This is a genomic window from Nonomuraea sp. NPDC003804, assembly GCF_040610675.1.
Lineage (GTDB): Bacteria > Actinomycetota > Actinomycetes > Streptosporangiales > Streptosporangiaceae > Nonomuraea.
In genome coordinates, this window is the sequence record NZ_JBEXMT010000002.1 from 338,186 (window position 1) to 364,610 (window position 26,425).

Consider the following 26,425-nt stretch of genomic DNA (forward strand, 5'->3'; position numbering starts at 1 on the left):
CGGTGTCGGGCTCCTACTCGGCCAGCGTGCTCGGGTCCACGTCGGGTGCGGGCAGTCCGAGTGCCGCCACCCGTGCCAGGTACTCCGCCGTCACCGGCGCCCCCCACCGCTCCCAGAACCCGCGCAGGTCCCGCCCCGCCGTCCGAGAGGTGTAGAGCGCCAGGTATCCCCACCGCCTGTCCGTCTCCGTCCACTCCGACGGCGGCTGTTCGTCGCGGACCAGCCGGTGCAGCCGGGGCCAGAAGTCGTCCCCGAACGCCAGCTCCAGCTGCCGGAACGGCACCAGCTTCTCGAAGGCGCCGAACCCCTTCACGTATCCCGAGCTGGGCAGCTTCGGCAGCGCGCTCTGGTACGGCGTGAGCCCGGTCTTCGCGTCCGGCTTGGTGAGGTTCGACGGCTGCCCGAGTGTCCGCTGCGCCGCCAGCGAGTAGATGTTGACCGTGACCTCGGTGAGGTCGGTCGGCTTGTAGGCCATCTGCTGGTGCTGGTGCCCGAGCTCGTGGTAGACGCCCCACCCCCGGGTGCGCAGCCCGTCCACGGTGAGCAGCCGGTCCAGGTAGGTGCGCGGGTAGGCGGTCCAGCCGTGGGTGGCGTAGGCGCCCGCGCCGGTGGGCATGCGCGGCGCCTCCACCAGGTGGAACGGCAGCGTGCTGCGCTCCTGCCGGTCGATGCCCGAGATGGCCGCGTGGGAGGAGATGATCGTCTCGAGCAGGGAGAGCAGCGCGTGGTGGTCCTGGTCGCGCCAGGCCAGCATGCCGTCCCTGGTCACGGTGACGATCCCGTACGGCGAGACCAGCTCGACCTGCGGCGCCGTGGTCAGCGTGTCGAGCTGCGCCTGGAAGGCCGATTCGGTCGTCTCCCCCATCACGAAGGTCGGGACGGGCCTCGCGCCGCTGACGAACTTGACCTTGGCCTTCCTGTCGTCGTCGCTCGCGGCGCCGACGAGCGACAGGTAGATCATGCCGCCACCGGGGTCGGTGACGGTGTTGGCGCCCGCGGTGAGCGGGTAGGCGCGTGGGTTCTTGTAGGTGACGTCGGCGTGGGTGTCGGGGGCGCCGACGTGGAGCGTGGGCAGCAGGCCGTCCTTCGCCTCGACCTCGACGGTGAGCGTGCCGGCGGCGGGCAGGTGGAGGCCGGTGTGGTGGAAGTTCGTGGTGCCGAGGGCCTGCTGGAGCCGCAGCCGCTCGCTCTCCGCGCCGGGCCTGGCCCGCAGCACCACGGTACGGCGGGCGGACGCGGTGGCCGCGCGCGCGGGGGACGAGCCGAGCAGGACGGCGCCGACGGTGGCCGCGCCGAGGAAGCCACGGCGGGAAAGGGGGGTGGTGGTCATGACGGCAGCATGTAAGCGCTTTCTATAGCGCGTCAAGACCAACGGAATCTTTCTATGAGTTTCTATGCAGGGTAGCCCGGCCGTGCTCAGTAAGCGCTTGCTACCGAGTCGCGCACGACGACCGTGGTCCCCACCCGCGTGGTGGTCTGCACGGGCGCCAGGTAGTCGCCCTCGCCCGCCACGCCCAGCGCCAGCCGTACCGCCTGGCGGCCCATCTCCTCCAGCGGGATGCGCACGGTCGTCAGCTGCGGGCGCAGCTCCTGGGCCACCGGCACGTCGTCGTAGCCCACGACGGAGATCTCGCCGGGCACGGAGACGCCCGCCAGCTCCAGCGCCTGCATGACACCGGCCGCGACCGTGTCGTTGGCCGCGAAGACCGCGGTGAAGTCGAGCCGCTCGGCCAGCAGCTCCCTGATCCTGTCGTAGCCGAACCTGCGGCTGAACGACCCGGTGTGCACCAGCTCCTTGGCCTGCGGCAGCCCGCGCATCTCCAGCGCCCGGCGGTGTCCCGCCAGGCGGGCGATCGTCGTGGACAGCGAGGACGGCCCGCCGAGGAACAGGATCCGGCGATGCCCCTGCGTGATGAGGTAGTCGGTGATCGCGAACGCGCCGCCCTCGTTGTCGTACTCCACGACCTTGGTCGGCACGTCGTCGCCCAGCGAGGGCCGCCCGCACAGCACCAGTGTCGAGCCGGCGGCGTGCAGCGCGCGGGCCCTGCGGCCGACCTCGGCGGCGTAGGCGCGGTCCTCGTGCGCCCCGCCGACCAGGATCACCGCGTCGGCGCGCTGCTCGTGCAGCAGGTCGATGAGGGCCAGCTCCTGCTGGTGGCTCCCCTCCGTGCAGCACACCATGCACAGCCGGCCGTGCCTGGTCGCCTCGCGCTCGACGCCCCTGGCGATGTAGGCGTAGAACGGGTCGACCACGTCGTTGATGATGATGCCGACGGTCCTGTTGGTGGCTCCGGCCAGCGCCCTGGCGTGGGCGTTGACGACGTAGCCCAGCTCGGCGATGGCCGCCTCGACCCGTTCCCTCGTCGACGTGGCGACGGGGTAGTTGCGGTTGATCACCCTGGAGACCGTCGCGCTGGAGACGCCGGCCCGTCTGGCGACGTCGGCGATGGTCGCCGAGCTCATCTCGGTCACCGGCTCCTCCTTGCCCGTGTGAAGATCATGCCATCCGGTCGAGCGCGTCGAGATGGATCTCGTGCAGCAGCGGCTGCCCCGCGCAGTACCTGGCCACCTCCTCGACCGTGGAGTCGGCCAGTCTGCCGAGCTCGTTGCCCTGCGCGCCCGCCAGGTGCGGGGTGAGGAAGACGTTCGGCAGCCCGAACAGCGGGTGCCCGGCGGGCAGCGGCTCGGGGTCGCTGACATCAAGTATCGCGTCCAGCCGGCCGCTCGCGACCTCTTCGAGCAGGGCCTCGGTGTCGATGAGCGTGCCTCTGGCGGTGTTGACCACGACCGCGCCGTCCATGAGCCTGGCCAGCAGGGGGCGGTCGAGCATCCGGTGGGTCTCGGGGGTGCTCGGCGCGTGCAGGCTCACCACGTGCGAGCGGCGCGCCAGCGTGTCGAGGTCGACCGGGACCGCGCCCAGGCCCGCCACCTCGGCGGGGTCGGCGTACGGGTCGTAGACCAGGATCTCGGCCTCCAGGCCGCGCAGCAGCTCGACGACCCGCCGCCCGATCCGCGACAGTCCCACGACGCCGACCGTGATGCGCCGCGCGCCCAGCCACGGAATGCCGCTGAAGTCGCGTTTGGTGCCGTGCTCCCGATACCGGTGCGCCAGGGTGAAAGCGCGTTTCGCGCCGAAGACGATGGCGGCGTAGGTGAACTCGGCCACCGGTACGGCGTTGGCCTCGGCCGCGCTCGACACGCGCACGCCGCGGGCCAGCACCGCGGGGTCGAGGAAGGTCTTCACCGTGCCGGCCGCGTGGGCGATGAACCGCAGCCCGGGCGCCCGCTCCAGCAGCTCGGACCCGAGCGGCGGGCATCCCCACCCGGTGACCAGCACCTCGGCGCCGGCCAGCGCGCGCCGCGCGGCGCCGGTCGACAGGTCGTGCAGGACGTCGTCGTGAAGGTCGGCCAGCTCGGCGAGCCGGTCGAGGGCGCCCTTGGCGAAGACCTCCTCGCGCACACCCGGCGCCATGGCCAGAACCGTGCGCGGTCTGAGCCGCACCTCCATGACCGTCACATCACTCCCCGCGGTTGAAGACCCAAGGCCATAGTAAGCGCGTTCTATGGAGAACGTGCGCCGCACGCTAGGCCCTTCCTGGGAAACCGTCAAGAAGCCCTTGACGAATGAGGAAAGCGCTTACTACGGTCACGCCAACTGGAAGGACCACGCATGACGACTCCCCTCGAAGCCGTCGGCCCCGGTACGGCACGCCGCCGTACCGGGGCCGAATCCCCCGCGGTCACGCCCCAGCGCCTACCGCTCAGGAAACGCCTCTGGCGGGACCGGGTCATGCTCGCCCTCACCCTGCCCGGCCTGCTGTACTTCCTGGTCTTCCACTACGTCCCGCTCTTCGGCTACGTGGCGGCCTTCCAGGACTACCAGCCGTACATCGGCTTCCTGGACAGCCAGTGGGTCGGGCTGCAGAACTTCGCGACCATGCTGGGCGACCCCCGGTTCTGGGACGCGGTGGGCAACACGCTGCGCATCACGCTCACCCAGCTGGTGCTCTTCTTCCCCGCGCCGATCGCGCTGGCGCTGCTGCTCAACAGCGTCGTCAGCGAGAAGCTGCGCAGGTTCGTGCAGAGCGTGGTCTACCTGCCGCACTTCATCGGCTGGGTGATCATCGTCTCGATCTTCCAGCAGGTCGTCGGCGGCGCCGGCGTGCTCCCCGACGTGCTGGAGAGCGCCGGCCTGCCGCGCTACGACATGATGACCGACCCCGACGCCTTCCCGCTGCTGGTCACCCTGCAGGTCATCTGGAAGGACTGCGGCTGGGGCACGATCATCTTCCTGGCCGCGCTGCTGTCCATCCCCTCCGAGCTGTACGAGGCGGCGGCGATGGACGGGGCCGGCCGCTGGCGCAGGCTCTGGCACGTCACGCTGCCCGGGATCACCCCGATCGTCATCCTGCTGCTCATCCTCAACCTCGGCAGCATCCTGTCGGTCGGCTTCGAGCAGATCCTGCTCCAGCGTGACGCGGTCGGGCCCGAGTCAGGGGAGGTGCTCGACACCTTCGTCTACTTCAACGGCGTCCAGGACGGCCAGTGGGGCCCCGCGGCGGCCGTCGGCCTGGTGAAGGCCGTCGTCGGCGCGGTCCTCGTCCTCGGCGCGAACAAGGTGGCGCACCTGCTGGGCCACGAGGGGGTGTACCGCAATGCGGGCAGGTGACCGTCCCGCGTGGATGGAGAAGCCGTCCAGGCTCGGCGCGGGCCTCAAGGCGATCGTCATCACCGCGATCACGCTGCTGGTGATCTACCCCTTCGTCGGCGTCCTCGGCACCAGCCTGTCCTCGGAGTCGGAGATCGCCAGAAGTGGCGGGTTCGTCCTGCTGCCCACCTCGCCACAGCTCGACGCCTACCGGGCGGTCTTCGACGGCGGCACGGTCACCCGCGCGCTGCTCGTCAGCGTGCTGGTCACGAGCATCGGCACGCTGGCCGGCGTCACGGTCACGGTCTGCATGGCCTACGGCCTGAGCCGCCGCGAGGTCACCGGATCGAAGTGGATCCTGATGGTCGCGCTGTTCACCATGCTTTTCAACCCCGGCATCATCGCCAACTTCCTGCTCGTCAACCAGCTCGGCCTGCTCAACAGCTTCGGCGCGCTCGTCCTGCCCAGCCTGGTCAGCGCGTTCAACCTGGTGGTGCTGCGCTCCTTCTTCATGAACCTGCCGGGCGAGCTGCTGGAGAGCGCCCGCATGGACGGCGCCGGCGACCTGCGGATCCTCGCGCGTATCGTGCTCCCGCTGTCGAAGGCGGTGATCGCGGTGGTGTCGCTGTTCTACGCCGTCGCCTACTGGAACAACTTCTTCAACGCCCTGCTCTACATCGACGACTCCGAGCGCCATCCGCTGCCGAACATCCTGCGCACCTTCATCCTGCAGGGCAGGACGCTGGAGAGCGCCGTGGGCACCGAGGCCCCGGCCCCCGTGCAGGCGATCCAGATGGCCGTGCTCGTCGTGGCCATCGTCCCGATCCTGCTCGTCTATCCCTTCCTGCAGCGCTACTTCACCAAGGGCGTGCTCACCGGCGCCATCAAGGGCTGAGCCCGCCCCCCCACCCCCGAAGGAAGACCATGAACCTGTCCAGGCGCGGACTCCTCCGCCTCGGCGCGACCGCGACCGCGGGCGCCGCTCTCTCCCCGCTGCTGGCCGCCTGCGGCGGCGCCGCCGGCCCCGCCCCCGCGACCAAGGCGCAGGGCCTGACCATCAAGCTGCCGACATACGTGCCGCTTCCCGGCGCGGCACGGCCGGACCTGCCCGGCACCCCCGCGGGCGTGCCCGAGGGCTACTTCACCTACCCGAAGGAGCTGTTCAAGGCGGTGGCCAGGCCGCCGATGTCGGGCGGCACGGTGACGATGGCGTCGAAGACCTTCCTGCCGCCGCCGCCGCCCCGCGAGCAGAACGCCGCGTGGCAGGAGATCGAGAAGCGGCTCGGCGGCCGGGCCGAGCTGATGATCGTGCCGGAGGCCGACTGGCCGACCAAGTTCAACACCATGGTCGCCGGCGGCAACCTGCCCGACCTGTTCCCGTACGTGTCCACGCAGGGCGTCAACAACCTGCCCGCCTTCGTGGCCAGCCAGTGCAGCGACCTGACGCCGTTCCTCAGCGGCGACGCCGTCAAGGAGTACCCGAACCTGGCGGCCATCCCTGAGGTGTTCTGGAAGCAGGGCATCGTGGCCGGCAAGCTGTACGGCATCCCGATCCCGCGCAACATGGTCGGCGGGCTCGGCTTCTACCGGGCCGACCTCTTCGCCGCCGCGGGCGTGACCGACCTGGCCCAGATCGGCGACACCGAACGGCTGGCCGAGCTGCTCAAGGCGGTGACCAACCCCAAGGAGAAGCGCTGGGGCCTGGTCACGGCCACCGGTGGCCTGTTCGGCCTGTCCATCTTCGCCCAGCTGTTCGGCGCGCCCAACGGCTGGCGCCTGGAGCCGAGCGGCAAGCTGGTGGCCGGGTTCGAGACCGAGGAGTACCGCGCCGCCGTCGAGTACACCCGCAAGCTGCGCGAAGCGGGCGTCATCTACCCGGGCTCCGAGGGCTTCGACTCGCTCAAGCGCAAGAACGAGTTCAACGCCGGACGCGCCGCGCTGACCTACGACGGCATGCCCGCCTTCCTTGGGCCCGCCGGCTACCTGCAGACCCAGAAGAAGATCGACCCGAAGGCCGATCCCCGGCCGCTGCTCCCGATCGGGAGCACGACCGCGGCCTTCCTCAACAACATCGTCTTCGCCGTCAACTTCGTGAAGAAGGCCGACGCCACCAAGGTGAAGGAGGTCCTGCGCGTCGCCGACTTCTTCGCCGCCCCCTTCGGCAGCGAGGAGTACACCCTCATCCAGTACGGCGTCGAGGGCACCGACCACACCCGCGACGACAAGGGCAACCCGGTCCTCACCGAGCAGGGCGCCAAGGACACGACGGTGCCGTGGAAGTATCTCGGGGCGCCGACCCAGCCGGTCTTCGACGCCTCCTCCGTCGAGGCCGTCAAGCTCACCCACGACGCGCTGGCCAAGATGATCGCCGTCGGTGTCGAGGACCCGACCACGGGCCTGTTCTCGCCGACCAGCGAGAACCGGTTCGAGGCGCTGTCGACCATGCGCACCGACCGGCTCACCTCGATCATCGCGGGCCGCGCCCCGCTGTCCGACCTCGACCAGCTCATCAAGGACTGGAAGGCACAGGGCGGCGACAAGATCCGCGCCGAGTTCGAGAGCGTCATCCAGAAGAGCGGCGGCACCAGCTGAGCCGTCCCCGACGACAGGTGTGACACCCCCCATGAAGCGAACCATCGCCACCCTGGCCCTCGCCGCCCTGGCGGCGGGCGCCCTCGCCCCACCCGCCGCCGCCACCCCCGCCCCCGGTTCGCCGGGCCTGGGCGACCCGCTCTTCCCCGATCTCGGCAACGGCGGCTACGACGTCCGCCACTACGACGTCTCCTTCGACTTCACCCCGGTCACCTACGACTTCACCGCCACGGTGACGATCAGCGCCACCGCCGTCCAGGACCTGTCGTCCTTCAACCTGGACACCGACGGCCACGTCATCGACTCCGTCACCGTCGACGGCCGGCCAGCGACGTGGGCGCTCGCCCAGGGCCGTACGGGTCAGGAACTGACCGTCACCCCCGCCGAGCCCGTGAAGGAGCATCGCCCCTTCACGGCGACGCTGACCCTGCACGGCAACGGCAAGGCCCCGCGCTCCGGCCTCACCGGGTGGCGGTTCGGCCCCGACGGCGGGTTCGCCGCCGCCGCGCAGGCCAGCAGGGCCGACACCTTCTTCCCCGTCAACGACCACCCCTCCGACAAGGCCACCTGGACCTTCCGCGTCAAGGTCCCCGACGGCTACGTCGCCACCGCCAACGGCGAACTCGCCGCGAAGGAGGGCGACGTCTGGCGGTTCGAGGAGCGCGAGCCGATGCCGCCCGAGCTGCTCGGGCTCGCCGTGGTCAAGGGCACCTACCTGTACGGCACCGGCCCCCACGGCCTGCCCCTGCGCCACGTCGTCCCGCAGGGGCAGGAGGGCACCTACGCCCCGATCGCCGCCGAGACGGCCGGGCAGCTCGAGTGGGCCGAGGCCAGGTTCGGCCGCTTCCCCTTCTCGACCTACGGCGTGCACATCTACCCCGGCTACACCGACGCGCTGGAGAACCAGACCCTGTCCCTGTTCGGCACCGGCTGGTTCACCAGGCCGACGTACTCCAACACCATGGTCCACGAACTGGTGCACCAGTGGTTCGGCGACTCGGTCACGCCCGCCACCTGGCAGGACGCCTGGCTGAACGAGGGCCCGGCCGTCTTCTACGCCGCCGTGTGGGCCGAGGAGCAGGGCGGGCAGCCGCTCGCCGACAAGATGCGGACGGTGTACGGCAAGCTCGACGAGGTCCGCGCCAAGGACGGCCCGCCCGGCAGGCCCAAGGGCCTCGGCGGCTACAACATCTACGACGGCGGCGCGCTGGTCCTCTACGCGCTCCGCCAGGAGATCGGCGAGCGCGACTTCGACCGTGTCATGCGCCGCTGGGTCCAGCGCAACAAGGACGGCAACGCCTCCACCGAGGACTTCATCACGCACGCCGTGAAGACGACCCACCGCCCCGGCCTGGACGCGTTCCTGCGCGCCTGGCTCTTCGGCGAGAACAACCCCCCGCTGGAGATCCCATGAGACGCCTGCTCACCCCCGACCTGGCCCGCGGCGGGCCCGCCGCCCAGTCCTCCACCGACGGCACGGCGGTCGCCGCCAACGCGGCCGACCTGTCGGACGCGAAGCGGGTGAGCCTGCCGGGCAAGGTGCTCCGTCCCTCGCTGGTGGAGATCGCGGCCGATGCCCGCTACGTCCGCGTCCAGCGCGCGGGCACTGGCAGGATCGGGCTCTCCGGAGTTTCGGTCCACCCGTAATCAACGCACCCGGAAGGGGTACGGCGCGGCCGTACCCCTTCCCCGCTTGGAGAGCAGATGAGCTGGTTCACCGAGGCGCGGTTCGGCCTCTTCGTCCACTGGGGCATCTACGCCGCCGCGGCCCGCCACGAGTGGGTGAAGTCCTACGAGAAGCTGGACGACGCGCACTACCGGCGTTACTTCGACCACTTCGACCCCGACCTGTACGACCCCGAGGTCTGGGCGGAGGAGGCGTGGAACGCGGGCATGCGCTACCTGGTCGTCACGACCAAGCACCACGACGGGTTCTGCCTGTGGGACTCCGCGCTCACCGACTACAAGGCCACGGCCACGCCGTACGGCAGGGACCTGCTGCGGCCGATGCTCGACGCCTTCCGGGCCAGGGGGATGCGCGTCGGGCTCTACCACTCGCTGATCGACTGGCACCATCCGGAGTTCCCCGTCGACCTGTATCACCCGCAGCGTGACCTCGGCGAAGACCCCAACCGCGATATCCGGAAATATGCCGACTACCTGCACGGGCAGGTCCGCGAGCTGCTCACCGGCTACGGGCGGATCGACACCATGTGGTTTGACTTCAGCTACCCGGGACGCGGCATGGGCGCCAAGGGCAGGGACGAGTGGCGCTCGGCCGAGCTGGAGGCGATGGTCCGCGAGCTCCAGCCGGACATCATGATCAACAACCGGCTCGACCTGGGCAGCGGCGACTTCATGACCCCCGAGCAGGTCATGCCGCCCGGCGGAGTGCCCGGCCACGTGCCGTGGGAGGCGTGCCAGACGCTCAACGGCAGCTGGGGCTACGACCGCGACAACCTCGACTGGAAGTCGCCCGAGCTGCTGCTGAGCATGCTCGTCGACACCGTCTCCAAGGGCGGCAACATGCTGCTGAACGTGGGCCCGAACGCGCGCGGCGAGTTCGAGCCGCGCGCGGTCGAGCGGCTGCGCGCGATCGGCAGGTGGACCAGGCTGCACGGCAGGGCCGTCCACGGCGCGGGCGCCGCGGCCTTCACCCCGCCGCAGGACTGCCGCTACACCCAGCGCGGCGACCGGCTCTACCTGCACCTGCTGAACTGGCCGATGAAGTACGTGCACCTGGACGGCCTGGCCGGCAGGGTGAAGTACGCGCAGTTCCTGCACGACGCCTCCGAGGTGCGCGTGCTCCGCGTCGATCCGCACGAGCCTGGCCACGCCTACCTGCGCGGCGTGCCCGAGGACACCCTCACCCTGCAGCTGCCCGTGACCAGGCCCGACGTGACCGTCCCCGTGATCGAGCTCTTCCTCTGACCGCGCGAGCCCGCGGGTTCGGGCCAAGCCGGGCCGGCGGGAGGGTGCCGAGGAGCCGGTGCCGGCGGTCAGCGGCCGGTGAAGGTCGGGCGCTGCTTGGCCAGGAAGGCGCGGGTCGCGCCCTGGTGGTCCTCCGTGGCGGCGAGCTCGTCCTGCAGGTCGGCCTCCAGCGCCAGCGACTCGCCCAGCGTGTGCGTGGCGGCGAACGCCAGGGCGCGTTTGGTGGCCGCGAACGCCTTCGTCGGGCCGGCGGCCAGCCGTACCGCGAGCTCGTGGGCGGTCTTCAGCAACTCGTCGTCGGGCACCACGCGCGCGACCAGGCCGAGCTCGAGCGCGCGGGCGGCGTCCAGCGGCTCGCCGAGCAGCAGCAGCTCGGCCGCGCGTCCCTGGCCGACCAGCCGCTGCAGCGTCCACGAGGCGCCCGAGTCGGGAGCCAGTCCGATGCCGGTGAACGCCATCGCGAACTTGGCCCGCTCCGAGGCCACGCGCAGGTCGCAGGCGTAGGCGAGGGAGGCGCCCGCGCCCGCGGCCACGCCGTTCACCGCGGCGACCACCGGCTTGGCCATGCCGGTGATCACCTCGACCAGCGGGTTGTAGTGCTCGCGGACGGTGTCGGCCAGGCCCCTGCCGGCCGCCAGGTTGTCCGCGTGCTCGCGCAGGTCCTGCCCGGCGCAGAAGGCCCTGCCCGCCCCGGTGATCAGTACGGCCCGCACGGCGCCGGACGCGGCCGCCTCGCGCAGCGCTTCGAGCAGGGCGGCCTTGAGCTCGGCGGTCAGCGAGTTCATCGCGTCGGGACGGTCGAGCGTGACGGTGGCGACGGCGTCGGCGACCTCGTAACGGATCACAACAGCTCCTTGTCGACGAAAGCGGCGGCCGCAGGCAGCAACCTGGCGGCCTCCTGTTCGAAGTACGCCCGCGCCTTCTCGCCCTGCCAGCCGGACGGCAGCAGCTCGGCGGGCAGCCCGGGGTCGCGGAACAGGAAGTTGCGCCAGCCGTGCACCAGTCTGCTCCTGGTGGCGAAGACGCGGGAGTTCGGCGCGCCGCCCGGCAGCCCCGCGATCAGCTCCTGCGCCTCGGACAGCCACTCCTCGTAGGCCCTTCCGATGGCCGCCAGGTCCCACGCGCTCGCGACCAGCGCGCGCGGGTCGCCGTCGAGGACGGCGTCGAACATGTCGGCGCGGACGCCCTCGTTGGCCAGCAGCGGATCGAGCTCGGGGGAGCGGCGAGGGCCCACCCAGGTCGTCTCCGACAGCGGCGCGTAGCCGAGGAAGGCCAGGTCGGCGCGGAAGCGTTCGCGCTTGGCCCGGTCCCTGACCGGCTCCAGCACGACCAGGTGCCAGTGCCCCTGCCAGCTGATCGTTCCGGGTCGGTAAATTCTCAGCGCCGCCTCGTCCAAGCGCCTGACGCACTTGGCGGTGACCTCGTAGCCGGGCCCCTGCGGCAGCCTGACCCGGTCGAGCCAGCCCTGCCGCACCATGCGCGAAACCGCCGTCCTGACGGCAGGAGCCGCGATTTCCAGCGGCGCGAGCAGCCTGACCAGGGCGGCGACCGACGCCTTCCCACCACGGGAACGCAGGTGGTCCCCGTACAGATCGAACAGCGCCGCGCGTGCGTTCACGAGCACCAGTTTGGACGGCTTCGCGACCCTGGACAACGGATGCTGGGAGGAGATCGTTACCCATTTGGCACTCCGATGCGGGAGAATAGGACATCACAGAAGACGTGAATGCGTCGGCCACCCACCGGGGCGGTCGTTGATCGCAACCGCGGAGTCCATGGCAGGAAGGGATACACGCATGGCGGCGATGAAGCCGCGGACCGGCGATGGTCCGCTGGAGGTCACCAAGGAAGGGCGCGGCATTGTCATGCGGGTCCCGCTCGAAGGTGGCGGCCGGCTCGTCGTGGAGATTTCGGCCGACGAGGCGAAGGCGCTCGGCGAAGCGCTGAAGAACGTGGTCGGCTGACGCCGGCTCAACCACCTGATCGAACGGCCCTGGCGTACCCTCCGCCGGGGCCGATCACGTTTGGAGACTATCCCGTGCCCATCCAGACGACGGTGTCCGTGCTCCCCGAAGCGCCCGCCGACGCCGCACTGCTCGCCCTCCCCTACGACGCGGAGCTGAACCCCAAGGTCGAGCTGCCCGTGCCGGTGGCCGCGCTGCTGGCGCACTACGAGGCCAAGGGTGAGGCGGGAGAGATCGTCGAGGTCCCGGTCACGCGCGGCGACGCGGTGGGAAGGGTCCTTCTGTACGGCGTCGGCGACGGCTCGCCGCGTGCCCTGCGCAAGGCGGCCGCCGGCCTGACGCGCAGGGCCAGGGGCAAGCAGGAGCTGACCGTCGTGCTCCCGCCCGGCGACGCCGCCGTCTTCGCCGAGGCCGCCCTGCTGGCGGCCTACACCTTCAAGATCGGCGGCCAGGGCACCCCGCCCGTCGCCGCCCTCACCCTGGCCGGCGCCGACGAGCCGGCCGTACGGCGCGGCGAGGCCGTGGCGCAGGCCGTCGCGCTGGCCCGCGACCTGACCAACACCCCCTCCTCGACCAAGAACCCCGCCTGGCTGGCCGAGCAGGCCGCCGCCACCGGCCTGGAGGCCAAGGTCTGGGAAGAGGACGCGCTGCGCGCCGACGGTTTCGGCGGCATCCTGGCCGTCGGCCAGGGCTCGGTCCACCCGCCCCGGCTGATCCAGCTCTCCTACACCCCCGAGGGCGCCGAGCGGCACGTCGTGCTGGTCGGCAAGGGCATCACGTTCGACTCGGGCGGCCTGTCGCTCAAGCCGACCGACAACATGAAGACCCAGAAGACCGACATGGCCGGTGGCGCGGTGGTCATCGCGGTCATGGGCGCGCTGGCCGCCATGGGCTCGCGTGTGCGGGTCACCGGCCTGATCGCCGCGGCCGAGAACATGCCGTCCGGCACCGCCCAGCGGCCCGGCGACGTCATCACGCACTACGGCGGCACGACCGTCGAGGTGACCAACACCGACGCCGAGGGGCGACTGGTGCTCGCCGACGCGCTCGCCTACGCCGACGCCGTGCTCGATCCCGACGCGATGGTCGACATCGCCACCCTCACCGGGGCGATCAGCGTCGCCCTCGGGCGGAGCATCGGCGCCGTCTACTCCTCCGCCGACGAGCTGGCCGACGAGCTGGTCGAGGCGGGCGCCAGGAGCGACGACCGGTTGTGGCGGATGCCGCTGATCGAGGACTACCGCCCGGCCCTCGACTCGCCCATCGCGGACATGCAGAACGCCGACGTGGGCGGGCGCTACGGCGCCGGCTCGATCACCGCGGCGCTGTTCCTGCGGGAGTTCACCGGCAAGCGTCCGTGGGCGCATCTGGACATCGCGGGCGTGGGTCGCAGCACGGTCGATGAAGGCACGCTGACGAAGGGCGCCACGGGCTTCGGCGTCCGCGTTCTGCTCGACTGGCTCACCGGCTCCTGAGCCGCCGCGCGCCGATCCGGTGGGCGGTGACGTCCACCGGATCGTTGTCCGGGACCGGCGGTGGCCGGCCGGTCAGGCGGAGACCTTGACGGCGGCCAGCAGGCCGTCGCCGAGCGGGATCATCACCGACCGCAGCCGGTCGTCGCCCTGCACGAGCTTGCCCAGCTCGCGTACCGCGACCGTGTCGGGGTCGCGCTGGGAGGGGTCGGCGACCCTGTTGTGCCACAGCGCGTTGTCGAAGGCCACGATCCCGCCCACCCGCAGCAGCCGCACCGCCTCGGCCAGATAGTCGGCGTACTCCTGCTTGGCCGCGTCGGCGAACACCATGTCATAGCCGCCGTCCGACAGCCTGGGCAGCACGTCGAGCGCGCGCCCGGCGATCAATCTGATCCGGCCGCCGGAGAATCCGGCGTCGGCGAAACTCTGCCGGGCCAGGCGCTGGTGCTCGGGCTCGACGTCCACGCTCGTGAGGGTGCCGTCGGCGCGCATGCCGCGCAGCAGCCACAGCCCCGACACCCCGCATCCGGTGCCGATCTCCACCACGGCGCGCGCGTTGAGCACGGTGGCCAGGAAGCACAGCGCGGCACCGCCTCCGGGAAGGACGGGCGGCGCACCCATCTCATGGCCGCGCTGCCGCGCCGCGTGCAGAATCTCGTCTTCCTGATGGAACTGCTCCGCATAGGCCAGAGTGGCCTCTACCGGGCTGGTCATCGGCCTCTCCTCCCCACTTCCGTGCAATTGGTCACCGATCGCAGCCTAGGGGAGACACGCCAGGACGGGAACTCTGGTCGCGCCCAACGCGTTGCAGGTTTAAACGGGCTTTGCCGGTCCTGAAGGCAGGCAGTGCGCACGAAGGGACGAAACCAGGCACTATGACGGTAGCGGTGGTCCCAGAGAGAGGAGTGCTGGTGGACGGAAGCGACCACCAGGCCGGTCCTCACGTGTCAGATGTGTCTGAGTGGACTCCTCCCACCTGGGAGGAAGTGGTGCGGACGCACTCCGCGCGCGTGTACCGGCTTGCGTACAGGTTGACCGGCAACGTGCACGACGCGGAAGACCTCACCCAAGAGGTCTTCGTCCGGGTCTTCAGGTCGCTGTCGAGCTACACACCCGGCACTTTCGAGGGCTGGTTGCACAGGATCACCACGAACCTGTTCCTCGACATGGCGCGCAGGAGGCAGCGGATCCGCTTCGAGGGGCTGGGCGACGACGCGGCCGAGCGGCTGCAGGGTCGCGAGCCCTCACCCGCCCAGGCGTGGGACGACGCCCACATGGAGCCGGACATCCAGGCGGCGCTCGACTCCCTGGCCCCGGAGTTCAGGGCGGCGGTCGTGCTGTGTGACATCGAAGGCCTGTCGTACGAGGAGATCGCGGCCACGCTCGGCGTGAAGCTTGGCACGGTCAGAAGCAGGATTCACCGTGGCCGGGCACAGCTGCGGGAGGCTCTGGAGCACAGGGCGCCCCGTGGTTCTGAACTCCCCCCGACCGTGACCCGTGGGGAGGAAGTCTGATATGTCGCACCTTGGAGAGCGCGTATCCGCGCTGGTGGACGGCGAGCTGCGCCACGCCGAGCGTGAACGCGCCCTTGCTCACCTGGCCTTCTGCGCCGACTGCAGGAGGGAGGTCGAGTCGATGCGGGCGCTGAAGTCGCGCCTGCGGTCGCTCGAAGGCCCTCCGATGCCAGCCGACCTCACGATGTCTCTGCTGAGAATGGGTGAGCCTGGCGACCCGGTGCCGCCCAGGGAGCGGCCCTTTCCCACCTTCGGCGGTGTTCCGCTTCCCGGCCCGCGCAGCATCGCTCCGCCCGACAACAGGCCTCGCGGCGCCTCGGGCGCTTCGTCGCGGCCCGGACGGTCCCGCAGGCGTCCGGCCTACGTGGCCGTAGGCGTCGTCTCCGCGGCGGTCGCGCTCGGCACCCTGTTCGTGGTCGCGGGCCAGGACCAGGGCCCGTCCGTCTCCCCTCCGGTCGAGGTGTTCAAGCAGGTCCACAAGACCACGGCCCCCTACGGCAACCCGCCCTCCGCCACCCCGTGAGACGGCTGCCCGCCGTCCTCACCCTGGCGCTGCCGATGGCAGTCGGCCTGCCGGGCGCGGTCCACGCCGTGCCCGACGGGTCCGAGAACGAGGACACGGGTCTGTCGCTGCTCAGACGGTCGGCGATGGCCGCGAGGGGCCAGCCGTACGAGGGGACGCTGGTCAGCACGTCCGGCGCGGTGCTCGCCGTACGCAACAGCCCCGGGACGGGGATGACGGTCGACCGGCGCGCCGCCGACCCTGGGACACCCGCGGGCGGCCTGCTGGCCCCCTCCGACGGGATGCTGCGCGCGCTCGCCGCCAACTACCGGGTGGTCGAGGCGCCGGCCGGGAGTGCGTGCGGCAGGACGGCCCGCGTGATCCAGGCGCTCCGGCACGACGGGCGCCCGGCCGCGCGGTACTGGGTCGACGCGGCCAGCGGTGTCCCGCTGCGGCGCGAGGTGCTCGACGGCCACGGCAGGGTGGCGATGGCCGAGGCGTTCGTCGACGTGACGATCGCCGCGCCGCTTCCCCTGGCGCAGTCCGCCCCGCTCGCCCGGACGGCGCTCGGCTCCGGGACGCTCACCGCCCTGAGGGCGCGGGGCTGGAGCCTGCCCAGCGTTCTGCCCGGCGGTTTCGAGCTCGCCCATGCCGCCGAGAACGACGGCTACCTGAAGCTGGGATACTCGGATGGGGTGTCCGTTGTCTCGGTGTTCGTGCAGCGGGGCACCCTGGACGAGGAGCGGCTGGCGGGCTGGCGTAGCCGGTCTCGCGACGGGAATACGATCTGGATCCGGGACGCTGCAGGACGGGAGATGATCTGGGCGAGTGGAGGCCATGTCTACACCGTCGTCGCCGACGCTCCCGCGGACGTGGTCGAGGCCGCCGTCCGGGGGCTGCCGCACGAGGCGGAGCCTGGCTTCTGGCAGCGGTTCGCCCGGGGCGCCCACCGTGTGCTTTCCTGGGTCAACCCGTTCGCTTGACGCTCGCGTAACAACTCTCGTACACCGTAAGCGGGAAGATGACGGTGTCCGAACAAGGAGTGGTGAGACTAGATGACCGACGAGACGCGCCCCATGGACGGACGCACGCCGTCGGACCTCGCCGAGCCCCAGGGACGGCCCGACTTCCTGCCCGCCCAGGAGGGATGGGACAGCGCGAGGACGGAGCAGCTCGGCTGGGAGCACGCCGAGCAGCCCGCCCAGCCGTACGGCACGGGCTGGGGCGATCCGTCGGGACGACCGGCCGCCAACGACACGGCCGTGTTCGGCGCCCCCGATCACGGTCCTTCGCTGCCGCCCCCGCCCACGCAGGCGGTCGGCATGGGTCACGGATGGGGGCCGCCGCCCACGCCCGCCGACGGCGGGGCCGCCGCCGCGCGCCGGGGGCCGGGCATCGGAGTGCTGGTCGCGCTGGCCGTGGTGATCGCGCTGCTCGCCTCGATCATGGGCAGCGTCGGCACCTACCTGCTCACCAGGCAGGGCAGCTCGGGCACCGACCCGTCCTACTCGCTCGGGCCCGCGCCGTCCGGCGACACCAGCAGGGCGGCCGACTCGATCGCGGGGGTGGCCTCGCGGGTGCTGCCCAGCGTGGTCTCCCTCGAGGTCGAGGGCAACAGCGACGCGGGAACCGGCTCCGGCTTCCTGATCAAGGGCGGTTACGTGGTCACCAACAACCACGTCGTCGCGGTGGCCGCCCAGGGCGGCGCCATCAAGATCGTGTTCAACAACCGCAAGAGCACCAGCGGGCGCATCGTCGGCCGTGACCCCGGCTCCGACCTGGCCGTGGTCAAGCCCGAGGAGACTTTCGGCACGCCGGAGATCACGCTCGGCAACTCCGACCAGGTCGTCGTCGGCGACCCCGTCATCGCCATCGGCTCGCCGCTCGGCCTCACCGGCACCGTCACCACCGGCATCGTGAGCTCGCTCAACCGGCCCGTCGTGGCCGGCGAGGACAACGACCCCGACCCCGCCTACATCAGCGCCATCCAGACCGACGCCGCCATCAACCCCGGCAACTCGGGCGGGCCGCTGGTGAACGCCAAGGGCGAGGTCGTCGGCGTCAACTCCGCGATCGCCACGCTCAGCCGGGCGGTCTCCAGCCAGAGCGGCAGCATCGGCCTCGGCTTCGCGATCCCGATCAACCAGGCCAGGCGCGTCGCCCAGGAGATCATCACCACCGGCTCGGCCAAGCGGGTCAAGATCGGCATCGTGGTCGACTCGGGCTACCGCGGCGAGGGCGTGCGCATCGCCTCCCAGCCCACCCAGGGCCGCCAGCCGGTCGAGGCCGACGGTCCCGCGGGCAAGGCGGGCCTGAAGGCCGGCGACGTCATCCTCGAGATCGACGGCCTGCGCATCCAGGACAGCACCGAGCTCATCTCGCTGATCCGCGGCAAGGCCCCGAACTCGAAGATCTCCATCAAGTACAAGCGCGGCGGCGAGGAACGGATGGCCACCCTCGTCGTCACCGCCGAGCCGGAGCCCACGCCGCGACCCTCCTGACGGTGACCTCGCCCGGGCTCGGGTGCTCCATCGCCCGGGCGAGCCCTTAGTCTGGAACTGGCCCGGATCGTCCCCTGGCCCCGGTTGCACAGTGTAGGAGCTTGCGTGTTCGGACTCGGTTGGATGGAGGTCGGAGCGCTCGTCGTGATCGCGCTCCTGGTCTTCGGTCCTGACAAGCTGCCGCAGGCGGCCGCGCAGGCCGGCAAGACGCTGCGCAACCTGCGGCGCATGGCCACCAGCGCGCGCGACGACCTGAGATCCGGCCTCGGCCCGGAGTTCGCGGACTTCGACCCCGCCGACCTCAACCCGAAGAACTTCGTCCGCAAGCATCTGCTGGACGACGTCGAGGACGCGTGGAAGGACCGGCCCGCCGCGATCGAGCCCGTGTCCGTCACCGTCGAGCCCGTCTCCGAGCTCGGGTACGGCGAACTGCCCCCCTACGACTCCGAGGCCACCTGAGACTCCGGGCCGCCTGAGACTCCGGGCCGCCTGAGACTCCGGGCCGCCTGAGACTCCGGGCCGCCTGAGACTGCGGGGCCACTTGAGGCTCCGGGGCCGCTTCGGGGCCACCTTGAGACTTTGGGGCCACCTGCGGCGGCCGTCACGTCTCGGTGGTCACCGTCGCCGCCCGAGTGCCGTGAAGGACGGGCGGCGAGCGGTGACCACGGTGGGCTGTCGTGGGCGTGCCGTACGGGCGGGGGTCAGCGACCCGAGGGTGACAGGCCCAACTGCAAGCCCTTGATGCTGGAGGAGCGCTTCGACAGCTGCGCGGCGATGCGGCGCAGCTCGGCCGCCGCGGGAGCGTCGGGGTCGGTCAGCACCAGCGGCTTGCCCTCGTCGCCGCCCTCGCGCAGCCGCGTGTCGAGCGGCACCTGACCGAGCAGCGGCACCCTCGCGCCCAGCGTGCGCGTCAGCGCGTCGGCGACGATCTGTCCGCCGCCCTCACCGAAGACGTTGATCTTCTCGTCGCAGTGGGGGCAGGGCAGCCACGCCATGTTCTCGATGACGCCGGCGATCTGCTGGTGCGTCTGCGCGGCGATGCTGCCGGCGCGCTCGGCCACCTCGGCCGCGGCCATCTGCGGCGTCGTGACGACCAGGATCTCCGCGCCGGGCAGGCGCTGCGCGACCGAGATCGCGATGTCGCCGGTGCCCGGCGGCAGGTCGAGCAGCAGGACGTCGAGGTCGCCCCAGTAGACGTCGGCCAGGAACTGGTGCAGCGCGCGGTCGAGCATCGGCCCGCGCCAGACCACCGGCGAGTTGCCCTCGGGCTTGAACATCCCGACCGAGATGACCTTGATGTCATGCGCCACCGGCGGCATGATCATGTCCTCGACCTTGGTGGGCCGCTCCGACGCGCCGAGCATGCGCGGGATGCTGTGGCCGTAGATGTCGGCGTCGACGATGCCCACCTTGAGGCCCTGGGCGGTCATCGCGGCCGCCAGGTTGACGGTCACCGACGACTTGCCGACGCCGCCCTTGCCGCTGGCCACCGCGAACACGCGGGTCAGCGAGCCCGGCTGGTTGAACGGGATCTCCTTCTCGGGAGCCCGGTTGCCGCGCAGCTTGGTCTGCAGGTCCTTGCGCTGCTGCTGGCTCATCACGTCGAGGTCGACGCGCACGGCGGAGACGCCGTCGAGCCGGGAGACGGCGGCGGTGACGTCGCGGGTGATCGTGTCTTTCAACGGACACCCCGCCACCGTCAGGTAGATGCCCACGACGACCTCGCCCGTGGGGGAGATGTCGATGCTCTTGACCATGTCGAGGTCGGTGATCGGCCGGCGGATCTCGGGGTCGTTGACCGTGGCGAGCGCGGCTGTCACCTGTTCCGGGGAAGGTGCCATGAGTCCATGGTATGAACCCAGACAGGGTATGCCGAACGAAGGGGCCGATCTGGGTCCCCGATCGCCGCCGCTCTTCTCAGTAGGATGCCGCCATGGTGGGGATCTCGCCGCAGGAGTCGGCCGTCTGGCGCATGATGCAGCGGGCCCAGGTGCGCATCACCCGCCGCCTGGAGACCGAGCTGCTCGCCGCCCACGACCTGCCGCTGGCCTCCTACGACGTGCTGCTCCAGCTCTCCGAGGCGGCGGGACGGCGGCTGCGGATGAACGACCTGGCCGACCGGGTCCTGCTGTCGCGCAGCGGCCTGACCCGCCTCATCGACCGGCTGCAGCGCGAGGGGCTGGTCCAGCGCGAGGCGTGCGCCGACGACGCGCGCGGCCTGTTCGCGGTGCTGACCGAGGCCGGTGCCGTACGGCTGGCCGAGGCCACGCCCACCTACCTGGGCGGCATCCGCGCCGAGTTCCTCGACGTGCTGGAGCCCGAGGAGCTCGCCCAGTGCACGGCCATGCTCACGAAGATCCTGGTCGCTCCTCGCTGAGGCGCTGCAGCTCCGAGCGGAGGAAGTCGCGGGTGACGACCTCGCCCATGGCCATGCGCAGTCCCGCGATCTCGCGGGTCAGGTACTCCAGGTCGGCCTGGGTGCGCTCGTCGGCCATCCGGTCCTGCTCGTACTGAACGCGGTCGCGGTCGTCCTGGCGGTTCTGCGCCAGCAGGATCAGCGGCGCCGCGTAGGAGGCCTGGAGCGAGAGCATCAGCGTCAGGAAGATGAACGGGTAGGAGTCGAACACCAGCTCGTCAGGGGCCAGGACGTTCCAGCCCACCCACAGCACCACGAAGACCGTCATGTAGACGAGGAACCGGGCGGTGCCGATGAAGCGGGCGATCTCCTCCGACAGCCTGCCGAACGCCTCGGGATCGTAGTGGGGGCGGAAGCGGCGTCTGAACTCCCGCGGTTGGTCGAGCCGGTCAATCGCCATCGCGCCAGTCCTCGGTGTAGCGCCAGTCCTCTGGCAGCAGGTGGTCAAGAACGTCGTCGACGGTGACCGCGCCCACGAGCTGGCCGAGCTCGTCGACGACCGGCGCCGCCACGAGGTTGTAGGTGGCCAGGTAGGAGGTGACCTCGGGCAGCGGCAGGTCGGGCCTGATCGGGTCGAGCGAGGCGTCGATGACCGCGCCGAGCAGCGTGGACGGCGGGTCGCGCAGCAGCCGCTGGAAGTGGGTGACACCCAGGTAGGTGCCGGTGGGCGTCTCGTTCGGCGCGCGCGTGACGAAGACCTGCGCGGCCACCGCGGGGGACAGGTCCTTCTGCCTGATCTGCGCCAGCGCCTCGGCGATGGTGGCGCTGGGCGGCAGGATCACCGGATCGGTGGTCATCATGCCGCCCGCCGTGTTCTCGCCGTAGGACAGCAGCCTGCGCACCGGCGCCGCGTCCTGCGGTTCCATCAGTGCCAGCAGCCGCGCGGACTGCCCCTCCGGCAGGTCCTGCAGCAGGTCGGCGGCGTCGTCAGGGTCCATCTCCTCCAGGACGTCGGCGGCCCGTTCGGGCGCGAGGGTGCCCAGGATGCCCATCTGGTCCCGCAGCGGCAGCTCCTCCAGGACGTCGGCGAGACGCTCGTCGTCGAGCGCCGCGGCGACCTCGATGCGCCGCTTGCCGGGCAGTGAGTGCAGGGCGTTGGCGAGGTCGGCGGCCCGCATGGACTCGAAGGCGGCGATGAGGCGCGCCGCGCCCTGGTCGTGCTGGAGGGTGTCGAAGCCGGACACGTCTCGCCAGTCGACGACCCTGGCGTCGCGCCGCTTCCGCCCGACGACCGCCACCTTGGTGATCTCCCAGATGGCCGGCCGTACCTCCTCCATGGCGAGGTCGTGGACGGTCATCGGCTCGCCGTCCACCTCGACCCGCAGGTCGAGCATCTCGCCGAGGACGAGGGTCTCGGTGGGGCGCTGCTCGAACCTGCGCATGTTCAGCCGGCCCGTGAAGATCACCGCGCCGGCCTCGATGCCGCGGACCCGGGTGATGGGCAGGAACACCCGGCGGCGGGGCTGGATCTCCACCACCATGCCGTGGACGCGTGGCGGCTGCCCGGGGCGCACCCCCGCGACGACGTCCCTGATGCGGCCGATCTGGTCGCCGGCCGGATCGAAGACCGCGGTGCCCGACAGCCGGGCAACGAAGATCCTCACGTTACTCAGGGTATCCGGGCCCGAGGCATTGCCTCCGCTGCGACCGGCATGTAAGTATCAAAACCTACTATTGGTGGTGACAGATGAAGCATGCAGGACTGGCGATCGCGTTCGTCTCCTCATGGTGTTTTGCCTTCTCAGGGCCGATGGCCAAGTTCCTGGGCGCCGCGGGACTGGCGCCGCTGGAGGCCGTGTGGGCCCGCATGGCGGGCGCGGGGCTGTTGTTGCTGGCCGTACTCGCGGTGGTCAAACCGCGGGCGCTGCGCATCCCGCGTTCCAGGCTGCCGTTCTTCGGCGCCTACGCGGTCATGGCGGTGGCGGGCGTGCAGTCGCTGTACTTCGTGGCCATCACGAGGCTGCCGGTGGGGATCGCGTTGCTGCTGGAGTTCATGGCGCCGGTGATGGTGGTGCTGTGGGTGCGGTTCGTCCGCAAAGTACGGCTGCCGCGGGCCGCGTTCGTCGGCGCGGTGGTCGCGGTCGCCGGGCTGGCCATCGTGGTCGAGGCGTGGCAGGGCATGCGGATCGACGCCGTCGGGCTGCTGCTGGGCCTCGCGGCGGGCGCCTGCTGCGCCGGCTACTTCCTGATGAGCGACAGCTTCGGAGACGACGTCGACCCGCTCGGGCTGATCGCCTGGGGCATGATCGGGGCGGCCGTCGTGCTGCTGCCGTTCTCGCGGCCCTGGAACATCCCGTGGGAGGTGTTCACGACCGAGGCCACCCTCGGCGGGCACACGCTGCCCGTGCTCGGCGCCTACCTGTGGATGGTCGTCGTGGCGACCGTCGTCGCCTACATCCTCGGCGTCAACGCGGTGCGCCGGCTGTCGGCCGCCGTGGGCGCGACCGTCGCCTCGCTGGAGGTGATCGGCGGTGCCGTGGTGGCGTGGGCGCTGGTGGGAGAGTCGCTCGGCGGTTACCAGATCGTCGGCGGCCTCATCGTGATCAGCGGCGCGCTGCTGGCGCAGACCGCGACCGCCCAGCCCGTCGTCGAGCCGGTGCGCGAGCTCAGCCACGTCTGAGCTTCCCCGACGCTCGGCCGGCCCTGCCAGGGCCTTCCCCGGCTCCAGGGGGCTGTGGACGGGGCGTCCGGCCGCTCCCCGGGTGTGGACGGGGCTTACGGCGGGCGGCCGCTCCCGGCGGCTGTGGACGGGCCGTCCCACGGGCGCTCGGCCGCTCCCGGGGCGGCCGAGCTCCGTCAGCTCCTGGGACGGCTGGGGCGGGTCCCCGCCCGCGGGAGCGCGGGCAGGGGCAGGGCTCAGCCGCCCTTGAGCTCGGTCAGCTCGGGCTCGGGGCTGGGGGACTCCTCAGCCGTCGTGGGCGTCGGATTCTGCGGCTCGGGCGTCGACTCCTCCGTCGGCTCCGGCTCCTGCTCGCCCGAATCGCCGGGGTCGGTGGTGGGGCTCTGCGACGGGTCGACGGCCTGCTCCCCTTCCGGGCCGGCCGACACGACGATCGTCACGGTGCTGCCCTTGGCCAGGCGGCGGCCCGAGGCGGGCGATGTCGAGATCACGATGTCCATCGCCGCCTCCTCGTCGGGCACACTCTTCAGCCTGACCGCCAGGCCGAGGCCCTCCAGCTCCGCGACGGCGTCGTCGATGTGCCAGCCCTCCAGCGCGGGAAGGGTCACGGTCGCCCTCGCCTTGGCCTTGGTGGTCTGCTTGACGGGCGGATCCTCGACCTGGCCGGTGATCGGGCCGGGATCGACGTACTGCTGCCGCACGGATGAGCCGCCGCCGTTCCCCGAGCTCGACATGAGGTTCGGCATGATCACCACCGCGGACAGCCCGGCGAGGACGGCGCCGGTGGCCATCAGGAGGGCGGGGCGCAGCCGCCGCCGCTTCCGGGTGAGCGTCGGACGCGCGGCGTTCAGCTCGGGCAGGAGAGCGGTCGCGACCGGCTCGACCGGCGCGGTGTCCTCCCGGCGGCGCGTCCTCCCCGGCTTGCCGGGCATCGCGGGCATGGCGCGGCGGGCAGGCGGGATGCCGGGATCGGTGGCGGCGTCGCCCACCGCCTGGAGGGCCGCCGTCGCTTCGTCGGGGGTGTTCCTGCGGCTCCCGGTTCTCTTCCGCCGGACCGTCCCCGCCGCCTTCCTCGGCGCCGAGTCCTCCTCGGCCCTCTGCCCCGCGCGTCCAGGTGACGCCGAGCCGCCGGGCGGCGTTCCGTGCTCGGGGTCGCCGGGCGGGGTTCCGTGCCCGGCTGCCGGCGCGGGGCCATGGGGTGGCGTTCCGTGTCCGGGGCCGGATGGGGTCGCGTGCCCGGAGCCGGCCTGACCGTTGGGTGGGGTTGCCTGCCCGGGGCGCGCCGGGGCGCCCGCCGGAGCCGCCCGGCCGGGGGAGGGCGGCTGCCCGGGCGGGGTGGCAGGCCCGGACGCCGCGTCCACGGCGGGTGCCGCGTGCCCGGGTACGGCTGAGCCGCCGGGTGCCGCGTGCCCGGGTGAAGCGGTCTCGCCGCGGGGCGGGGCCTCCTCGGAGTGCGGCGCTTCCCCGGGCGGTGTGGATCGCCTCGGGGGCTCGGCCTTCCTCGGCGGTCGCCCGGCCGGGTCCGAGGACGCGGCCTCGTTCGAGGACGCCTCATTCGGGTGCGCGGACCCACCCGAGGTAGTGGCCCCATGCGGGTGCGCGGCCTGATGCGGGTGCCCGGCCGCATGCTGTGCGGCCTCGTGCTGTGCGGCCTCGTGCTGCGCGGCCTCGTGCGGGTGCGCGGCGTCGGCCGGGAGTACGGGCTCGCCGAGCCTGGCCGTCCCGCTCGGACCTGCCGTCCCGCTCGGGTGTGCTGTCCCGCTCGCGGGTTCCGGTGCGCTCCGCTCGGCGGCTCTGCCGGGGTGTGCCGGCTCCATCTCGGTCGCGGTCTCGACCAACGTCCGCGGGAGCACGCCCTCAGGACGCGGGGCCGGCCCCGCGGACGGCGGGAACGGCGCCTGCGCGGCCGGTGCGGGCCCTACGTCGGGCTGGTGGCGCACGAGGCGCAGCAGCGCCTCCTGGGCGGTCGGGCGCGCCGACGGATCCTTCGCCAGGCAGCCCCTGACCAGCGAGCCGAGCGGCTCGTCCAGCTCGGGCAGCTCGGGTTCCTTGGTGAGGATCCGGTGGAAGATCGCCGGCACGGTGTCGCCGCCGAACGCCAGGCGCCCCGTCGCCGCGAACACCATCGTCACCGCCCACGCGAACAGGTCCGAGGCGGGGCCGACGGCCTCGCCCGAGATCTGCTCGGGCGACATGTAGGCGGGGGTGCCGATCAGGCCGCTCACGCTGGCCGTCGTCGCGTCCAGCGCCTTGGCGATGCCGAAGTCGATGACCCTGGCACCGTCGAGACCGAGCAGCACGTTGCTCGGCTTGAAGTCGCGGTGCACGACGTCGGCCCGGTGGATGGCGGCCAGGGCCGCCATCGTGCCCACCGCCAGCCGTTCGAGGGCTCCCGCGGGTCGCGGGCCGTTCTCCCTGACCAGCTGGTCGAGGGAGACGCCTTCCACGTACTCGCTGACGATGAACGGCCGGTCGCCCTCGGTGGAGGCGTCGAGCACCCTCGCGGTGGAGAACTCCGCGACCTTCCTGGCCGCGGCCACCTCCCGCAGGAAACGGTCGCGGGCGGTGACGTCGCCCGAGAACCGGGCATGCAGCATCTTGACGGCCACGCGCTCGCCCGAGGACGACCTGCCCAGATAGACGACCCCCTGGCCGCCTTCGCCCAACCGGCCGAGCAGCTCGTAGTCGCCCACACGAGCGGCCTCATGGGCCAGGAGGGGCTGTAGTTCCTGCACTTATAGCACCTTATGGGGTAAGTCGAAGAACGGTGGCGGTATCCGCCCATCGGTCGGCCAGCCCGGCCGCGTCGGGCGCGTTGAGCCGCTCCTTCGCCAGTGCGGCCACGGCGTCGGCCGCCTGTGTCTGATCCACCACCTCGACTCGCGCGTCGAACACCACCAGCTCCGCCCCGTTGTCCTTGCTCCTCAGCGTTACTCGCACGCTGTCCTTTTGATCCAGTCCGGGCAGATTTTGTTCCCCGCTGCCAGTAACTAGATAGATCGCCCCATCGTGCCAGACATGCCATGCCAGGCGTGGCCGATCCAGGTGCACCCACAACACTCCGGACTTCTTCGCGCCCTCCTCGATCGCTCCCATGCCCGTCTCCCCTCCTGGTCAGGCCGTACCTGTCTCCGGTCGGCGCCGCTCGTCCCCGGCCCGCCCGCTCGTCCCCCGGCCGCCCGCGCTCCTGCCCGTACGGCAAGCCGCCCCGGCGCCACCGTGGTCACGTGCCCGGCGCCCGTCACACCACGCCACTCCAGCAGGA

The 26,425-nt window shown here is 71.6% G+C and carries 26 protein-coding genes; 15 read left to right on the forward strand and 11 right to left on the reverse strand.

Annotated elements, in window-relative coordinates; all coding sequences use genetic code 11:
• Positions 1–13 precede the first annotated feature (13 nt).
• From ABZX22_RS03810 to ABZX22_RS03820, 3 genes are all read right to left on the reverse strand, one after another.
• Positions 14–1,330 carry a M60 family metallopeptidase gene (locus tag ABZX22_RS03810; protein ID WP_354905838.1) on the reverse strand — a complete coding sequence of 439 codons (1,317 nt, stop codon included), beginning with the start codon at positions 1,328–1,330 and terminating at the stop codon, positions 14–16.
• An 86-nt stretch (positions 1,331–1,416) separates the two neighbouring features.
• A complete protein-coding gene (locus ABZX22_RS03815) occupies positions 1,417–2,463 on the reverse strand; it encodes a LacI family DNA-binding transcriptional regulator (RefSeq protein ID WP_354905980.1) in 1,047 nt (348 codons plus the stop codon).
• Between the two features lie 34 nt (positions 2,464–2,497).
• Positions 2,498–3,508 carry a hydroxyacid dehydrogenase gene (locus ABZX22_RS03820; protein WP_354905981.1) on the reverse strand — a complete coding sequence of 337 codons (1,011 nt, stop codon included), beginning with the start codon at positions 3,506–3,508 and terminating at the stop codon, positions 2,498–2,500.
• 162 nt (positions 3,509–3,670) lie between these two features.
• Here ABZX22_RS03820 and ABZX22_RS03825 point away from each other — a divergent pair, with 162 nt between their 5' ends.
• From ABZX22_RS03825 to ABZX22_RS03850, 6 genes are read left to right on the forward strand one after another with little or no spacing between them, the layout of a single operon-like run.
• Positions 3,671–4,669 (forward strand): ABC transporter permease subunit, encoded by a 999-nt coding sequence (locus ABZX22_RS03825; protein WP_354905840.1) that lies wholly within the window; start codon positions 3,671–3,673, stop codon positions 4,667–4,669.
• Positions 4,656–5,543, forward strand: a complete 888-nt coding sequence (locus ABZX22_RS03830) for a carbohydrate ABC transporter permease (protein WP_354905841.1) — start codon at positions 4,656–4,658, stop codon at positions 5,541–5,543. Before ABZX22_RS03825 ends, ABZX22_RS03830 begins: the two co-directional genes overlap by 14 nt.
• A gap of 29 nt (positions 5,544–5,572) precedes the next feature.
• Positions 5,573–7,240 (forward strand): hypothetical protein, encoded by a 1,668-nt coding sequence (locus ABZX22_RS03835; protein WP_354905842.1) that lies wholly within the window; start codon positions 5,573–5,575, stop codon positions 7,238–7,240.
• Positions 7,241–7,271: 31 nt separating this feature from the next.
• Positions 7,272–8,654, forward strand: a complete 1,383-nt coding sequence (locus tag ABZX22_RS03840; protein ID WP_354905843.1) for a M1 family metallopeptidase — start codon at positions 7,272–7,274, stop codon at positions 8,652–8,654.
• Positions 8,651–8,887, forward strand: coding sequence for a hypothetical protein (locus tag ABZX22_RS03845; RefSeq protein ID WP_354905845.1), 237 nt, complete (start codon positions 8,651–8,653; stop codon positions 8,885–8,887). The genes ABZX22_RS03840 and ABZX22_RS03845 overlap by 4 nt, the downstream gene beginning before the upstream one ends.
• 57 nt (positions 8,888–8,944) lie before the next feature.
• A complete protein-coding gene (locus tag ABZX22_RS03850; RefSeq protein WP_354905846.1) occupies positions 8,945–10,171 on the forward strand; it encodes an alpha-L-fucosidase in 1,227 nt (408 codons plus the stop codon).
• A gap of 68 nt (positions 10,172–10,239) precedes the next feature.
• Here ABZX22_RS03850 and ABZX22_RS03855 read toward each other — a convergent pair whose 3' ends face one another.
• Together ABZX22_RS03855 and ABZX22_RS03860 are read right to left on the reverse strand one after the other, a co-directional pair.
• Complete coding sequence (locus tag ABZX22_RS03855) at positions 10,240–11,016, reverse strand: enoyl-CoA hydratase-related protein (protein ID WP_354905847.1); 777 nt, start codon at positions 11,014–11,016, stop codon at positions 10,240–10,242.
• Positions 11,013–11,789 (reverse strand): PaaX family transcriptional regulator C-terminal domain-containing protein, encoded by a 777-nt coding sequence (locus tag ABZX22_RS03860; protein WP_354905849.1) that lies wholly within the window; start codon positions 11,787–11,789, stop codon positions 11,013–11,015. The genes ABZX22_RS03855 and ABZX22_RS03860 overlap by 4 nt, the downstream gene beginning before the upstream one ends.
• A gap of 178 nt (positions 11,790–11,967) precedes the next feature.
• Between ABZX22_RS03860 and ABZX22_RS03865 the strand changes: the two genes are divergently transcribed.
• Positions 11,968–12,135 (forward strand): DUF3117 domain-containing protein, encoded by a 168-nt coding sequence (locus ABZX22_RS03865; protein ID WP_020545024.1) that lies wholly within the window; start codon positions 11,968–11,970, stop codon positions 12,133–12,135.
• A 74-nt stretch (positions 12,136–12,209) separates the two neighbouring features.
• Complete coding sequence (locus tag ABZX22_RS03870; protein ID WP_354905852.1) at positions 12,210–13,610, forward strand: leucyl aminopeptidase; 1,401 nt, start codon at positions 12,210–12,212, stop codon at positions 13,608–13,610.
• A 72-nt stretch (positions 13,611–13,682) separates the two neighbouring features.
• Here ABZX22_RS03870 and ABZX22_RS03875 read toward each other — a convergent pair whose 3' ends face one another.
• Positions 13,683–14,321: an O-methyltransferase gene (locus ABZX22_RS03875; protein ID WP_354905853.1), complete on the reverse strand. Its 639-nt coding sequence runs from the start codon at positions 14,319–14,321 to the stop codon at positions 13,683–13,685.
• Between the two features lie 161 nt (positions 14,322–14,482).
• On the opposite strand from ABZX22_RS03875, the gene sigE reads away from it, so the two are divergent.
• The 5 genes from sigE to ABZX22_RS03900 all read left to right on the forward strand — a co-directional run bounded on the left by sigE (position 14,483) and on the right by ABZX22_RS03900 (position 18,583).
• The gene (gene sigE / locus ABZX22_RS03880; RefSeq protein WP_354905982.1) at positions 14,483–15,121 is read left to right on the forward strand and encodes an RNA polymerase sigma factor SigE; all 639 of its coding nucleotides are present in this window, start codon (positions 14,483–14,485) and stop codon (positions 15,119–15,121) included.
• A 1-nt stretch (position 15,122) separates the two neighbouring features.
• On the forward strand, positions 15,123–15,644 hold the full coding sequence (locus ABZX22_RS03885) for a zf-HC2 domain-containing protein (RefSeq protein ID WP_354905855.1): 522 nt from the start codon (positions 15,123–15,125) through the stop codon (positions 15,642–15,644).
• On the forward strand, positions 15,641–16,606 hold the full coding sequence (locus ABZX22_RS03890; protein ID WP_354905856.1) for a sigma-E factor regulatory protein RseB domain-containing protein: 966 nt from the start codon (positions 15,641–15,643) through the stop codon (positions 16,604–16,606). Before ABZX22_RS03885 ends, ABZX22_RS03890 begins: the two co-directional genes overlap by 4 nt.
• Before the next feature lie 72 nt (positions 16,607–16,678).
• On the forward strand, positions 16,679–18,124 hold the full coding sequence (locus ABZX22_RS03895; RefSeq protein ID WP_354905857.1) for a trypsin-like peptidase domain-containing protein: 1,446 nt from the start codon (positions 16,679–16,681) through the stop codon (positions 18,122–18,124).
• A 105-nt stretch (positions 18,125–18,229) separates the two neighbouring features.
• Positions 18,230–18,583 (forward strand): sec-independent translocase, encoded by a 354-nt coding sequence (locus tag ABZX22_RS03900; RefSeq protein WP_354905858.1) that lies wholly within the window; start codon positions 18,230–18,232, stop codon positions 18,581–18,583.
• Between the two features lie 242 nt (positions 18,584–18,825).
• Here the strand turns inward: ABZX22_RS03900 and ABZX22_RS03905 are convergent, their stop codons facing one another.
• Positions 18,826–19,965, reverse strand: a complete 1,140-nt coding sequence (locus ABZX22_RS03905; protein ID WP_354905859.1) for a P-loop NTPase — start codon at positions 19,963–19,965, stop codon at positions 18,826–18,828.
• A 92-nt stretch (positions 19,966–20,057) separates the two neighbouring features.
• Between ABZX22_RS03905 and ABZX22_RS03910 the strand changes: the two genes are divergently transcribed.
• Positions 20,058–20,501 (forward strand): MarR family transcriptional regulator, encoded by a 444-nt coding sequence (locus tag ABZX22_RS03910; protein WP_354905861.1) that lies wholly within the window; start codon positions 20,058–20,060, stop codon positions 20,499–20,501.
• On the opposite strand, the gene ABZX22_RS03915 is transcribed toward ABZX22_RS03910, so the two are convergent.
• Together ABZX22_RS03915 and ABZX22_RS03920 are read right to left on the reverse strand one after the other, a co-directional pair.
• Positions 20,473–20,940: a DUF1003 domain-containing protein gene (locus ABZX22_RS03915; protein WP_354905863.1), complete on the reverse strand. Its 468-nt coding sequence runs from the start codon at positions 20,938–20,940 to the stop codon at positions 20,473–20,475. The genes ABZX22_RS03910 and ABZX22_RS03915 overlap by 29 nt on opposite strands.
• Positions 20,930–22,144, reverse strand: a complete 1,215-nt coding sequence (locus ABZX22_RS03920) for a CBS domain-containing protein (protein ID WP_354905865.1) — start codon at positions 22,142–22,144, stop codon at positions 20,930–20,932. Before ABZX22_RS03920 ends, ABZX22_RS03915 begins: the two co-directional genes overlap by 11 nt.
• An 83-nt stretch (positions 22,145–22,227) precedes the next feature.
• Here ABZX22_RS03920 and ABZX22_RS03925 point away from each other — a divergent pair, with 83 nt between their 5' ends.
• Complete coding sequence (locus ABZX22_RS03925; protein WP_354905867.1) at positions 22,228–23,160, forward strand: EamA family transporter; 933 nt, start codon at positions 22,228–22,230, stop codon at positions 23,158–23,160.
• 236 nt (positions 23,161–23,396) lie between these two features.
• On the opposite strand, the gene ABZX22_RS03930 is transcribed toward ABZX22_RS03925, so the two are convergent.
• Together ABZX22_RS03930 and ABZX22_RS03935 are read right to left on the reverse strand one after the other, a co-directional pair.
• Positions 23,397–25,895: a protein kinase gene (locus ABZX22_RS03930; RefSeq protein ID WP_354905868.1), complete on the reverse strand. Its 2,499-nt coding sequence runs from the start codon at positions 25,893–25,895 to the stop codon at positions 23,397–23,399.
• Positions 25,896–25,905: 10 nt separating this feature from the next.
• Positions 25,906–26,256 carry a hypothetical protein gene (locus ABZX22_RS03935; RefSeq protein WP_354905869.1) on the reverse strand — a complete coding sequence of 117 codons (351 nt, stop codon included), beginning with the start codon at positions 26,254–26,256 and terminating at the stop codon, positions 25,906–25,908.
• Between the last annotated feature and the right edge of the window lie 169 nt (positions 26,257–26,425).